Here is a 13,616-nt window from a genome sequence, read left to right as displayed (position 1 = left end):
TCCACAACCTGTTTCTCGAACACAATCCAAGGGAGGATATTATGAGAAAGCTTCTTCTGACCACCACCGCCATCGCTTTCGCCGTTGGCGCCGCAGCGCCGGCAATGGCCGAATTCAACAGCCGCAACATCCGCGTTTCGAACGGCATCAACCAGGACCACCCGGTCGGCAACGGCATCAAGGCCATGCAGGCCTGCCTCGACGACAAGTCGGGCGGCAAGCTGAAGCTGACGGCATTCTGGGGCGGCGCTCTCGGCGGTGACCTTCAGGCGACGCAGGCCCTGCGTTCCGGCGTTCAGGAAGCCGTCGTGACGTCCTCTTCGCCCCTCGTCGGCCTCATCCCGTCGCTTGGTGTTTTCGACCTGCCGTTCCTGTTCGCCAATGACAAGGAAGCCGATGCCGTTATGGACGGCGCCTTCGGCGACATGATGAACAAGAAGCTGGAAGAGCAGGGCCTCGTAAACCTTGCTTACTGGGAAAACGGTTTCCGCAACCTCTCGAACTCCAAGCATGCCGTCAAGAAGTGGGAAGACTTCTCCGGCCTCAAGGTTCGCGTGATGCAGAACAACATATTCCTCGACACCTTCCAGAACCTCGGCGCCAATGCGACGCCGATGGCTTTCGGCGAAGTCTTCTCGGCGCTTGAAACCAACGCGATCGACGCGCAGGAAAATCCCTATGTGACGATCGACACCTCCAAGTTCTACGAGGTGCAGAAGTACATCACCGAGACGAACCACGCCTACACGCCGTTCCTCTTCCTCTTCTCCAAGCCGATCTTCGACAGCTACACGCCCGAAGAACAGACGGCCCTGCGTGAATGCGCAGTCGTCGGCCGCGACGAAGAGCGTAAGGTTATCCGCGAACTGAACCAGAAGTCGCTGGAAAAGATCAAGGCTGCCGGTCTCGAAGTGAACACGCTGTCTCCGGAAGAGCAGACCCGTATTCGCGAAAAGTCGATGGTCGTGTACGAAAAGCACAAGGCTGAAATCGGCGCTGATGTAGTCGACGCCGTTCTGGCGGACCTGAAGAAGATCCGCGGCCAATAATCCTGTCTGCATAAAATTGAAAACACCCGGAGGTTCCGCCTCCGGGTGTTTTTGTTTGTGAAAATGGCCGACAGAAAAAAGGCTGCCGAAGCAGCCTTTTCAAAAGATCACGCCGTGCGGTTCTGTCGGTTGGCGATGAGGTCTTCGACCACCGCCGGATCGGCGAGCGTCGATGTATCCCCCAGCGCACCAAAATCGTCCTCGGCGATCTTGCGCAGGATACGACGCATGATCTTGCCGGAGCGGGTCTTGGGCAAGCCCGGCGCGAACTGGATCTTGTCGGGTGTCGCAACCGGTCCGATCTCGTTGCGCACGTGTTTTACCAGCTCCTCGCGCAGCGCATAATCGCCATTCTGCCCCGCCATCAACGTGACATAACAATAAATGCCCTGTCCCTTGATGGGATGCGGATAACCGACCACGGCCGCTTCCGAAACCTGGTGATGCGACACCAGCGCCGATTCCACTTCGGCCGTGCCAAGACGGTGGCCGGAAACGTTCAGCACGTCATCGACGCGGCCGGTGATCCAGTAATAACCGTCCTCATCACGACGGCAGCCGTCACCGGTGAAGTATTTGCCCTTGTAGGTCGAGAAATACGTATCGATGAAGCGCTGATGATCGCCGTAGACGGAGCGCGACTGGCCCGGCCAGCTGTCGATGATGCAGAGATTACCGTCAGCGGGTCCTTCCAGCACATTGCCTTCGGCATCGACAAGCTGTGGCTGCACGCCGAAGAACGGCCTCGTCGCCGAGCCGGGTTTCAGATCGGTCGCACCGGGCAGCGGCGAGATCAAAATGCCGCCGGTCTCCGTCTGCCACCAGGTGTCGACGATCGGGCTCTTGTCTTCGCCGACCACATGGTAATACCACTCCCATGCTTCCGGGTTGATCGGCTCACCCACCGTGCCGAGTAGACGGATGCTGGAGCGCGACGAGCGCTGAACGAACTGGTCACCCGCCCCCATCAGCGATCGGAGCGCCGTCGGTGCGGTGTAGAAGATATTGACCTTGTGCTTGTCGATGACTTCCCAGAAGCGACCCTGATCCGGGAAGTTGGGCACGCCCTCGAACATCAGCGTCGTCGCGCAGTTCGCAAGCGGCCCATAGACGATGTAGGAATGGCCGGTGACCCAGCCGACATCGGCGGTACACCAATAAACCTCACCATCCTTGTAATCGAACACATATTCATGCGTCATCGACGTATAGACGAGGTAACCACCCGTGGTGTGCAGCACGCCCTTCGGCTTGCCGGTGGAGCCCGACGTATAAAGGATGAACAGCGGATCTTCCGCGCGCATCTTCACGGGCGGGCAATCCGGTTTCACGGTGGCGATTTCCTGATGGTACCAGATGTCGCGGCCGGGGGCCCAGCCGGTCTTGCCGCCGGTGCGACGCACCACCAGAACCTTGTTGACGATGACATATTGCTTGGCGGCAATATCGATCGCCTTGTCGGTGTTTTCCTTGAGCGGGATCGGCTTGCCGCCGCGCACGCCTTCATCGCAGGTGATGACGAAGGTCGACTGGCAATCGACGATGCGGCCGGCCAGCGCTTCCGGCGAGAAGCCGCCGAACACGACCGAATGGATCGCCCCGATGCGAGCGCAGGCGAGCATCGCATAGGCCGCTTCGGGTATCATCGGCATATAGATGGTGACGCGGTCGCCCTTCTTGACGCCATGCTTCTTCAGGACATTCGCCAGACGGCAGACGTAATCATAGAGCTGGTTATAGGTGATCTTCTTGTCGATATAGGGATTGTCGCCTTCCCATATGATCGCCGTGCGCTCGCCATGCGTCTTCAGGTGACGGTCGATACAGTTATAGGAGACGTTGGTGAGGCCATCCTCGAACCACTTGATCGGCACCCTGCCCTTGAAGGATGTGTTCTTGACCTTGGTATAGGGCTTGAACCAGTCGATCCGGCGGCCGTGCTTGTCCCAGAACTTTTCCGGATCCTCGACGCTCTCCTGATACCATTTCTGGTAACGCTCATTGTCGATGAGCGTGCGGGCCTTCGCCGATTTGAGAACCGGGTAGATTTTGGCAGACATGAACTCCTCCTGGAACCGATATGGCTTCTGACGTGGCCCGAGACTCCCACCTCAGGCATGTGTTGAATTCATAGCAGTTCAAATGCACACGGCAATTAGACAAAGGTCATTTGTTTCGCAAAGAATTGCAATTATGATGCAATCCGGTTATAGAGCGCCAATATCCCGGAAATCAGTGGTTGATACCACGCCCGCGACACCGGCGCGGACGGACAGAAGGACTGTATCTATGGCTCAACAATTGCTCATGCCAAAAGCTACGGCTGTATGGCTGGTTGACAACACCGCGCTGTCGTTCGATCAGATCGCCACGTTCTGCAAACTGCATCCGCTTGAAGTCAAGGCAATTGCCGACGGTGAAGCCGCGCAGGGCATCAAGGGCCTCGATCCGATCGCAACCGGACAGCTTTCCCGCGACGAAATCGCCCGCGCCGAAGCCAATCCGAACCATAAGCTGAAGCTTTCCGAGCCGAAGGTCCGCGTGCCGGAATCCAAGCGTCGCGGCCCGCGCTACACGCCGGTTTCCAAGCGTCAGGACCGTCCGAACGCCATTCTCTGGCTCGTTCGCAACCATCCGGAGCTGAAGGATGCGCAGATTTCGCGTCTCGTCGGCACCACGAAATCGACGATTGAGCAGATTCGCGACCGCACCCACTGGAACTCGGCCAACCTGACGCCGATGGACCCGGTAACGCTCGGCCTCTGCAGCCAGATCGATCTCGACCTTGAAGTCGAACGCGCCTCGCGCGGCCGCCCGCTGCCGACAGCCGAAGAGCTGGACAACACGCTGCAGCCGGCAACCGTGACGGAAGGTCTGGATTACAACTTCCAGCGCGAAGAAGACGAGCAGATCGACGCCGATGCGGTCTTCAAGAAGCTCTCCTCGCTGAAATCCACGCAGAAGGACGAAGACGAGGACGATCAGTACTGATCGTCGTTTTCGAATGCTTGAAACCCGGCCTCAGCGCCGGGTTTTTTGTTTATGGCCTTATCGCGTACCGAAGATGGCCGACCCCACACGCACACTGGTCGCGCCGAATTCGACGGCCGTTTCGAAATCCCCGGACATGCCCATGGAAAGCTTCTCAAGGCCGCACTCCCTGGCAAGCTTCGCCAGCAGCGCAAAATGCGGGCCGGGATTTTCATCGGCCGGCGGAATGCACATCAATCCCTCGACCTGCAATTTCAGCTCATCCCGGCAAAAGGCCACGAAAGCAACTGTCTCACGCGGATCGATGCCCGCCTTTTGCGGCTCAAGCCCGGTATTGACCTGAACATAAAACCGAAGGCCGCGGCCCTGTTTGGCGCATTCCTCGGCAAGCGCGCGGGCGATCTTTTCGCGGTCGACGCTCTCGACGACATCAAACAGCGCCACGGCATCCGCCGCCTTGTTGGATTGCAACGGGCCGATCAGACGCAACTCTATGCCGTCAGTCTTCTCTTTGAGTTTCGGCCACTTGCCCTGCGCTTCCTGCACGCGGTTCTCGCCGAATACGCGCTGGCCGGCATCGATGACCGGCTGGATCGCCTCCGCATCGAAGGTCTTCGAGACCGCGACAAGGGCAACATCCGCAGGCTTGCGGCCGGATTTTTCCGCGACATCACCAATGCGCTGCCTGACATCCTCAAGACGTGCTTCGATTTCCATCACAAGACCTTCATTTGAACCATTCGCAACGCTAACTAGACGCCGATTGCCTTGATGCCAAGCGGGTTTAGCACCATTTGAGGCGCGCTGGCCAAGATTGAACGCCCGAATGCCCCGCCAAACTTGACGCCCCGGTCGTTTCATGGTGAAGGTCAGCGCAAATTTTTCCCCTCGATACCCGGAATTCTAAACAATGGCCATCGAACGTTACAATCCTCGCGACGCCGAGCCGCGCTGGCAGCAGAAATGGAACGAAGACAAGGTTTTCGTCACCGACAACAGCGATCCGCGTGAGAAGTATTACGTTCTAGAGATGTTTCCCTATCCGTCGGGACGCATCCATATGGGCCATGTCCGCAACTACGCCATGGGCGACGTCGTCGCCCGCTACAAGCGTGCGCGCGGCTTCAACGTCCTGCATCCGATGGGCTGGGACGCCTTCGGCATGCCTGCGGAAAACGCGGCCATGCAGAACAAGGTTCACCCGAAGGACTGGACCTACCAGAACATCGCCACCATGCGCGGCCAGCTGAAATCCATGGGCCTGTCGCTGGACTGGACCCGTGAGTTCGCGACCTGCGACGTGGAATATTACCACCGCCAGCAGGCTCTGTTCGTCGACTTCATGGAAAAGGGGCTGGTTTACCGCAAGCAGTCCAAGGTCAACTGGGACCCGGTCGACCATACCGTTCTGGCCAATGAGCAGGTTATCGACGGCCGCGGCTGGCGCTCCGGCGCGCTGGTCGAGCAGCGCGAACTGACGCAATGGTTCTTCCGCATCACCGATTTCAGCCAGGACCTGCTGGACGAGCTGGACACGCTGGACCAATGGCCTGAAAAAGTGCGCCTGATGCAGAAGAACTGGATCGGCCGCTCCGAAGGCCTGTCGCTGCGCTGGCAGACCGTCGCTGAAACGGCGCCGGAAGGTTTCTCCGATATCACCGTCTATACGACGCGCCCGGACACGCTGTTCGGCGCTTCCTTCCTGGCGATCGCCGCCGACCACCCGCTGGCCAGGGAACTGTCCGCGAACAACCCTGATATCGCCGAGTTCTGCGACGAATGCCGCCGCCACGGCACCTCTTTGGCCGCGCTGGAAACCGCTGAAAAGAAGGGTATCGACACCGGCGTCAAGGTTGTGCATCCGCTGGACCCCAGCTGGGAATTGCCGGTCTATGTTGCCAATTTCGTGTTGATGGATTATGGCACGGGCGCGATTTTCGGCTGCCCGTCAGGTGACCAGCGCGATCTGGATTTCGCCCGCAAATACGATCTGCCGGTCGTGGCCGTCGTTGCCCCCGAAGGTCCCGATGCCGCGAACTTCGCCATCGGCGACACCGCCTTCACCGATGACGGCGTGATGATCAATTCCGGCTTCCTGAACGGCATGAATACGGCAGACGCCTTCGAGGCCGTCGTGCAGAAGCTTTCCGCGCAGACGCTGGGCAATACGCCGCAGGCCGAGCGCAAGGTCAATTTCCGCCTGCGCGACTGGGGCATTTCCCGCCAGCGTTACTGGGGCTGCCCGATCCCGGTCATCCATTGCGAAGTCTGCGGTGTGGTGCCGGTTCCGAAAAAGGACCTGCCGGTCAAGCTGCCCGACGACGTGACTTTCGATGTGCCCGGCAACCCGTTGGACCGGCACCCCACATGGCGCCATGTCTCCTGCCCGCAATGCGGCCATGACGCACGCCGCGAAACGGATACGATGGATACATTCGTCGATTCCAGCTGGTATTACACGCGCTTCACCGCGCCGTGGGAAGACGCACCGACCGACCCGAAGGTCGCCAATCACTGGCTACCGGTGGATCAATATATCGGCGGCATCGAGCATGCCATCCTGCACCTGCTCTATTCGCGCTTCTTCACCCGTGCGATGCGCGAAACAGGCCATGTGGACGTCAAGGAACCCTTCAAGGGCCTGTTCACCCAGGGCATGGTGGTCCACGAGACCTACAGCCGCGGTGAAGGCACAACGCGTGAATGGGTGCCGCCTGCCGAACTGAGGATCGAGGAAAACGACGGCGCGCGCCGCGCCTTCCTGCTTTCTTCCGGCGAAGAAGTGAAGATCGGCTCCATCGAGAAGATGTCGAAGTCGAAGAAGAACGTGGTCGACCCTGACGATATCATCGCATCCTACGGGGCGGATACCGCGCGCTTCTTCGTTCTCTCGGATTCGCCACCTGATCGCGACGTCATCTGGTCTGAAGCCGGCGTGGAAGGTGCAAACCGATTCGTCCAGCGCGTCTGGCGCATCATCGGCGAAGCAGCCGAACAGCTGAAGGGCGTGAAGCCGAAGCCGGCAACCGAAGGCGAAGGGCTGGCGGCCTCCAAGGCGGCCCACAAGACACTGAAGGCTGTCCAGGAAGATCTGGACAAGCTCGCCTTCAACAAGGCCATCGCCCGCATCTACGAACTGGTCAATGCGCTGGCCGGTCCGCTCGCCGATGTCGCTTCCGGCGGTAAGTCTGACGACGTCAAGGCAGCAGCGCGCGACGCCGTCGAAATCCTCATCCGCATCATCGCCCCGATGACGCCGCATCTGGCGGAAGAATGCTGGTCGGCGCTGGGTAATACCGGCCTCGTGGCCCAGACGCCGTGGCCAAGCTTCGTCGCTTCGCTGGTGGAGGAAAACGACGTGGTCATGCCCGTGCAGGTCAATGGCAAGAAGCGTGGCGAATTGACAATCGCGCGCGATGCGGATCAAGATGCGGTCCGAACGGCCGCCCTTGCGCTGGACGCCGTCAAATCCATTCTTGCCGGTGGCGAGCCCAAAAAAGTCATCGTGGTTCCGCAGAGGATTGTGAACATTGTTGTCTGACGTTTTTTCAAGATGGAGCCGCGCCGCGGCAGCGATTTCCGTCGTGACGATGGCTGGTCTTCTGGCAGGCTGCCAGGTGCGCCCGCTTTATGGCGAGGCCTCCGGAACCAAGGAGAGGCTGGCGGCCGTCAGCGTCTCCGAGACCGGTGGCAGGGTCGGGCAGGAAGTCCGCAATCAGCTGATCTTTCTGATGGCCGGCGGCGCGGGCCAACCAGCCACGGCGCAATATAACGTCAAAGTTTTTGTAAGCTCGAGCGCCACGTCAACGGAAGTGCAGAATTACGACCTGACGACCCGCGCGAACAACAATTACGATGGCCCCTATCCCGGCCGTGTCGTGATGAGCGGTCAATATGTGCTGACGCGCATTTCCGACGGTCAGATCCTGCGCTCCGCACGCCGCAGCGTGACGGCGCAGGTGGACCTGCCGCAGCAGGAATTCGCCAAGATCCGTGCAACTCGCGACGCCGAGAACCGTGCCGCCCGGGAACTGGCTGAAATCATCCGCACCGATATCGCCGCCACACTCGGCCGCTGAGAGCGGCGGCCGTGACGGAGATAAAGTCCCATGAATTCGAGCGCTTCGCCGAAAATCCGGCGGAGCGCTTTCGCGTTTTCGTACTCTACGGCCCGGATCGCGGTCTCGTATCGGAACGGGCGACCCTTATCGCCAAAAAGACCGGTATCGATCCCGACGACGCTTTCGCATCGCTGAAGCTGACCGCATCCGATCTGCAGGGCGACCCTGGCCGCCTGCTCGATGAAGTAAACGCCATCGGTCTTTTCGGTGGTGAAAAACTTGTCTGGATCAAGGGCGCCTCGGCCGAAAAGGCGCTGGTGGACGCCCTCCAGATTCTGGCGGAAACGCCGCCGGAAGCGAGTTTCCTGATCATCGAAGCGGGCGATGTCAAAAAAGGTACCGGACTGCGCAAGATCGCGGAGCCGGCACGCTCCATCGCCGCGATCCCCTGTTATGCCGACGATGCCCGCTCGCTGAATGCGCTGATCGATCAGGAACTATCCGCAGACAATCTGCGCATCGCGCCTGCTGCCCGGCAGAGACTGATAGAATCGCTCGGCGGCGACCGTATCGCTTCGCGCAACGAAATCCGTAAGCTCGCGCTCTATTGCCGTGGCGCAGACGTGATCGAAGAAGACGACGTTCTCTCCATTATCGGCGATGCCAGCACGGTTTCCGCTGACGATGCTGTCGACGCCATCCTGAAAGGCGACAGAAACGCCTTTTTCCACGCGACCCAGAAGATCGTTTCTTCGAAAACGCCAATCTTCCTTGTGCTCCAGGGATGCCTCAAGCAATTCCAGCTGCTTGACCAGATGCGGGCCGAAATGGATGAGAAAAAACTGCAGGCCGGTCAGGTCATGCAGACGCTTGGACGCCACATCCACTTCCGCAGAAAACCCATCATCGAAAGAGCGCTGCGAACATGGCAGCCAGCGGCGATCGCCCGCGAGATGAACCGTTTGCAGGCAGCCATCCTGCAAAGCCGTCAGCGGCAAAGCCTGGAGGAAAGCGTGGCCCTTCTGACATTGCTCTCCACCACGCTGCAGTCCGGCCGCGGCGGATAAACAAAAAGCCCTCGTGCTGGGTGCAACGAGGGCTTTTCAAATATTTGTACAGGATCTTCGTAAATCTGAGTTCAGTCGCCCTTGCCGGGCTCAGCAGAGAAATAAAGCTCCAGCTTGCCTTCAACGCCGTCCATTTCCTTGGCTTCCGGCATCGGATCCCGCTTGATTGTGATGTTCGGCCAGATTGCCGCATATTCGGCATTGAGCGTCAGCCACTTGTCGAGACCCGGCTCCGTATCGGGCTTGATAGCCTCGGCGGGACATTCCGGTTCGCACACACCACAATCGATGCATTCATCGGGATTGATCGCGAGGAAATTTTCACCCTCGTAAAAGCAGTCGACGGGGCAGACCTCAACGCAATCGGTATATTTGCAGCGGATGCAATTGTCGGTCACGACATATGTCATGATGAACTCCAGAATATGCAGGCCGGGTCTTTGGGCTTCGGAACACAAGCCGTCGCCCGGAATTCAGACAGGGCAATTTCGCAAGTGACGTAATGCCTTTGACTACAGATAGCAAGGATAAACAATTCTGAAAAACGGGTGTGACTTGGAGGTTTATTCTAATCTTTGCTTCCGTCACTGTCAGACAGAAACCTGTCGAGCGCCCTGCGCTCCTTTTTGGTGGGACGCCCGCTGCCTGGCTGGCGCAACGCCTGCTCGAGAGGCGTCAGCCTGTCTGAAGGTTCCCGTGGCGGTGTTTGGTCGTCATAGAGAAGTCTGGCTTCCTCATAGGGCCCACGCCGTGTTCCGCCGGACTTGACGACGAGCACCTTGTCCATGCGCTCAAAACCGATATCGAGCTTGTCACCCGCCTTCACCGCATGGCTGGGCTGGCGGATGGTAACCCCATTGACCTTGACGTGGCCCGACTGAATGTAGCCCTGAGCCAGCGAACGGGACTTGGCCATACGGGCAAAGAACAGCCACTTGTCCAGACGCTGTCGCGTGCTTTCCAGTGGCTGTTCGCTGCTTCCCATAGGCTTACTTCTTCAGCTGCTCCTTGAGAGCAGCGAGCTTTGCGAAAGGTGAATCCGGATCGAGCGGCTTCTCCTTGCGCGGCGGCTTGGCTTCGAAACGCTGCTGACCCTGCGGCTTTCCGCCACGGTCATTGCGTTCCGGCCGATCCTTGCGCTCCCCGCGATCATGACGATCATTGTTGCGGTTGTTGCCACGGTCGGGACGTCCGCCATCACGCTTGCGCTCGCCGTCGCCACTGCGATTGGCAGCTTCTCGGTTTCCACCGTCACGATTGCCGGGACGGCCTTCACCGCGACGCTCACCCTGTTCGCGGGCTCCCTCACCACGGCCTTGACCGCGATTGCCGGGACGACGGTTTTCGCCACGCTGATTTTCGTTGCGACCACCCGGACGCCACAGAAGGACGGGCTTGGGCTCGGCGGCTTCGGCGTTTTCCGGCGCGGCCTCGGCTGTGGCAGCCTCTTCGCTGGCAGCTTCCGCAACCGGCGCCTCGGCAGCTTCGCCTTCCGCAACAGCCGCCGTTTCGGACACCTGTTCTTCGGAAGCCGGCTCGTGCTCCTCGGTCTCGACGCTTTCCTCTTCAGTAGCAGCCGCTTCTGCGGCAACCGGGGCAGAGGCACCGGCGTGGCTGGCGAGGAAGGCCTGCGCCTCTTCCGCCGTCACCTGATCGGCGCGGTAACCAAGGCCCTTCAGAATTTCTTCCATGTCGTCGAGCGTTGCGCCGAGGATGGAAAGCATGGCCGTCGTTGTCGTGAAACGGCGACCGTCATAGGCGCCTTCCGGACGCGGCTGCTGGCCGGGCTTCCACTGCAACAACGGGCGGATGAGATCGGCCAGGCGCTCGAGAATGTCGATACGCACGGCGCGCTTTCCGAGGAAACGGAAACCGGCGAGCTTATAGAACATGCGCTCGAAGCTGGCATCGGTGACGACCGAGGTGCGGCCGGCGGCAAGCACCGGAATGAGATCTCCGTAACCCGGCTTGCCGAGGCCATCATTCTTCAAAGCCCAGAGCAGCGTGACAAGCTCCGCCGGAGCGGGCTTGAGAAGCGCGGGCAGGAAAACATGGTAGGCGCCGAAACGCACGCCGTAACGGCGCATGGAGGCGCGCGCGTCCTGATCCAGCGACTTCACGTCTTCGGCAACGTCGCGGCGGAACAGCACGCCAAGATTTTCGACCAGCTGGAACGCCAGGCCCTTCGCCAGACCCTGAAGGTCTTCGGCGCGGGAAATATCGTCCAGCGGCTTCAGCACGGTCGCAATCTGATGATTGACGAAACGCTCGACGCGCGCCAGCGCGTGATCACGGGCATTGCCGCTCAACTGCTCGTCGGCAAGCAGGATCACCCGCGGCTTCATGATGTTGTCGCCGGCCGAAAGGCGGGCTACCGGCTCGCCCAACCAGCGAACCAGACCATCGGAGCTCAAAGCGAGATCGCCGTTTCCACTGGCGTGCAGACGCGCGGCACGCGCCTCGTATTCGAGCGCGAGCGCCTTCTGCGCCGCAGCCTGCACGGCCTTCTGATCCGGCCCTTCCATTCCCGGCACCGGCGTGAACCGGAACCCGGCCAACTGGCCGACGTGATGTCCTTCTACAAAGACATCACCATTTACACTGATTTCAGCTTCAAGCATCGCATTCTCTCTCAGGCGCCTCATGAGCACAGATGTCCTGCGATCAACAAAGCGTTTCGTCAACCTTTCATGTAGCGCATCGGACAATCGATCCTCGATTTCCCGAGTCTTTTCTTGCCAGTGTGTCGGATCGGCAAGCCATCCTGGGCGGTTCGATACATAAGTCCATGTTCTGATCTGCGCAATCCTCGCAGACAAGGTATCGATTTCTCCATCCGTCCGGTCGGCGCGACGCACCTGCTCGGCCATGAAATCCTCGTTCACCGCCCCGCGTTTGACGAGGTCGAAATAGAGCGTGGAGATCAGGTCGGCATGCTGTGCGGGAGCGATGCGGCGATAGTCGGGCAGCGCGCAGGCTTCCCAGAGTTTTTCCACCCGCGAATCGGTGGTCGTCACATCGATGATCTCGGGATAACGCGACAGATATTCCAGCGCCTGCTGGTCGATTGCCGGCAGGGCGCGCGAAAGTCCCTGGATCGCCGGCGCGGCATCAAGGCTCAGGCGAAGATTGGCGATTGAGGAAAAATCAAAATTTTTCGTCCGCCACTGCAGCACCTTCACCGCGTCGAACTGATGGGTTTCGATCCGCTCCACCAGTTCGTCATCGAACGGATCGACACGCCCTGTCACGCCGAATGTGCCATCGCGAAGATGGCGGCCGGCGCGGCCGGCAATTTGGCCGATCTCGCCCGGATTGAGATTGCGGAACTGATAACCGTCGAATTTGCGATCCTGCGCGAAGGCGACATGATCGACATCGAGGTTGAGACCCATGCCGATGGCGTCCGTCGCGACAAGATATTCGACATCACCGGACTGGTAGAGACCCACCTGCGCATTGCGCGTGCGTGGCGAAAGCGCACCCAGCACCACGGCAGCACCACCGCGCTGGCGGCGCACCAGTTCGGCAATGGCATAGACCTCATCGGCGGAAAAAGCGACGATCGCCGTGCGCTGTGGCAAGCGTGTTATCTTCTTCTGACCCGCGTAGAAAAGCTGCGACAGGCGCGGACGTTCCACCACGGTAATTCCGGGCAGCAGCTTTTCGAGGATAGGGCGCATCGTGCCCGCGCCGAGCAGCAGCGTTTCCTCCCGCCCGCGCAGATGCAGCACCCGGTCGGTGAAGATATGCCCGCGCTCAAGATCGCCCGCCAGCTGCACCTCGTCGATCGCGACGAAGGCGGCCGTCGTCTCGCGCGGCATGGCTTCAACCGTGCAGACGGAATATTTGGCTTTGGGAGGTGAAATCTTTTCTTCGCCGGTAATCAGCGCCACATTCGGCGCACCCACCTTTTCAACGAGGCGGGTATAGACCTCCCGCGCCAGAAGACGCAGCGGCAGGCCGATGACACCGCTGCCATGCGCGACCATCCGCTCGATCGCGTAGTGGGTCTTGCCGGTATTGGTGGGGCCGAGAACGGCCGTGACACCGCGGCCGCTCAGGATCATGGGGCGAAAATTCAACGTACTATCCGCGAATCGACTTCAACTGCTTGCCGTGCCGCTCACCATTGCTGATGCTGGCCGCACGCACCACACATGGCAACGCCCGCTGACAAAGGCAATAGGCCTTGCCCGCAAAGTGGCGCAAGGCGACCGATCGACGGAATTTTCCGTGCAGATTCAGCAGGTTGAAGAAACAAAAAGAATCCGGCGAAAATGGAATCGATTCGGCTGCGGAACAGTCTGCGAACGAATCGAATACGAATCGCTGACTCCGCAAGATTCAGCTTTTGTTCTCCGCAATATCTGGTTGGCGAGCGCGCGGCCCATACCAGATTATGAATCCGGATAAGTCCTTGCCCGGATTCATCTTTACGGCAGGGC

Annotated in this window: 11 protein-coding genes; 6 read left to right on the top strand and 5 right to left on the bottom strand. The window is 59.8% G+C overall.

Annotation, left to right across the window (positions count from 1 at the left end; genetic code table 11):
- Window positions 1-41: 41 nt before the first annotated feature.
- Window positions 42-1,049, top strand: coding sequence for a TRAP transporter substrate-binding protein (locus WDZ78_RS15885; RefSeq protein ID WP_425673548.1), 1,008 nt, complete (start codon window positions 42-44; stop codon window positions 1,047-1,049).
- Window positions 1,050-1,156: 107 nt separating this feature from the next.
- Here WDZ78_RS15885 and acs read toward each other — a convergent pair whose 3' ends face one another.
- Window positions 1,157-3,109 (bottom strand): acetate--CoA ligase, encoded by a 1,953-nt coding sequence (gene acs, locus WDZ78_RS15880; RefSeq protein ID WP_004444026.1) that lies wholly within the window; start codon window positions 3,107-3,109, stop codon window positions 1,157-1,159.
- Between the two features lie 229 nt (window positions 3,110-3,338).
- Between acs and WDZ78_RS15875 the strand changes: the two genes are divergently transcribed.
- Entirely contained in the window at window positions 3,339-4,040 is a 702-nt protein-coding gene (locus WDZ78_RS15875) for a DUF1013 domain-containing protein (RefSeq protein ID WP_026363744.1), read from the top strand.
- Between the two features lie 57 nt (window positions 4,041-4,097).
- Here the strand turns inward: WDZ78_RS15875 and WDZ78_RS15870 are convergent, their stop codons facing one another.
- Window positions 4,098-4,757, bottom strand: a complete 660-nt coding sequence (locus tag WDZ78_RS15870) for a YggS family pyridoxal phosphate-dependent enzyme (RefSeq protein ID WP_020010783.1) — start codon at window positions 4,755-4,757, stop codon at window positions 4,098-4,100.
- Between the two features lie 193 nt (window positions 4,758-4,950).
- On the opposite strand from WDZ78_RS15870, the gene leuS reads away from it, so the two are divergent.
- Genes leuS through holA form a run of 3 tightly spaced genes read left to right on the top strand, consistent with a single transcriptional unit; the run spans window position 4,951 to window position 9,168 of the window.
- Window positions 4,951-7,581 (top strand): leucine--tRNA ligase, encoded by a 2,631-nt coding sequence (gene leuS, locus WDZ78_RS15865; RefSeq protein ID WP_425673547.1) that lies wholly within the window; start codon window positions 4,951-4,953, stop codon window positions 7,579-7,581.
- Window positions 7,574-8,119 carry an LPS assembly lipoprotein LptE gene (gene lptE / locus WDZ78_RS15860; RefSeq protein ID WP_051091641.1) on the top strand — a complete coding sequence of 182 codons (546 nt, stop codon included), beginning with the start codon at window positions 7,574-7,576 and terminating at the stop codon, window positions 8,117-8,119. The genes leuS and lptE overlap by 8 nt, the downstream gene beginning before the upstream one ends.
- 11 nt (window positions 8,120-8,130) lie before the next feature.
- A complete protein-coding gene (gene holA / locus WDZ78_RS15855) occupies window positions 8,131-9,168 on the top strand; it encodes a DNA polymerase III subunit delta (protein ID WP_020010780.1) in 1,038 nt (345 codons plus the stop codon).
- A 71-nt stretch (window positions 9,169-9,239) separates the two neighbouring features.
- Here the strand turns inward: holA and fdxA are convergent, their stop codons facing one another.
- The 3 genes from fdxA to WDZ78_RS15840 form a co-directional block, all read right to left on the bottom strand.
- Entirely contained in the window at window positions 9,240-9,578 is a 339-nt protein-coding gene (fdxA, locus tag WDZ78_RS15850; protein ID WP_026363742.1) for a ferredoxin FdxA, read from the bottom strand.
- Between the two features lie 158 nt (window positions 9,579-9,736).
- Window positions 9,737-10,153 (bottom strand): RNA-binding S4 domain-containing protein, encoded by a 417-nt coding sequence (locus WDZ78_RS15845; RefSeq protein ID WP_020010778.1) that lies wholly within the window; start codon window positions 10,151-10,153, stop codon window positions 9,737-9,739.
- A gap of 4 nt (window positions 10,154-10,157) precedes the next feature.
- A complete protein-coding gene (locus WDZ78_RS15840) occupies window positions 10,158-13,238 on the bottom strand; it encodes a helicase-related protein (RefSeq protein ID WP_020010777.1) in 3,081 nt (1,026 codons plus the stop codon).
- On the opposite strand from WDZ78_RS15840, the gene WDZ78_RS15835 reads away from it, so the two are divergent.
- The gene (locus WDZ78_RS15835; protein WP_026363741.1) at window positions 13,237-13,584 is read left to right on the top strand and encodes a hypothetical protein; all 348 of its coding nucleotides are present in this window, start codon (window positions 13,237-13,239) and stop codon (window positions 13,582-13,584) included. The genes WDZ78_RS15840 and WDZ78_RS15835 overlap by 2 nt on opposite strands.
- The last annotated feature ends 32 nt before the right edge of the window (window positions 13,585-13,616 follow it).

Origin of the sequence: Agrobacterium sp. M50-1 (genome assembly GCF_049843495.1) — a bacterium.
Lineage (GTDB): Bacteria > Pseudomonadota > Alphaproteobacteria > Rhizobiales > Rhizobiaceae > Agrobacterium > Agrobacterium radiobacter.
This window is presented reverse-complemented; position numbering and strand designations above follow the sequence as displayed.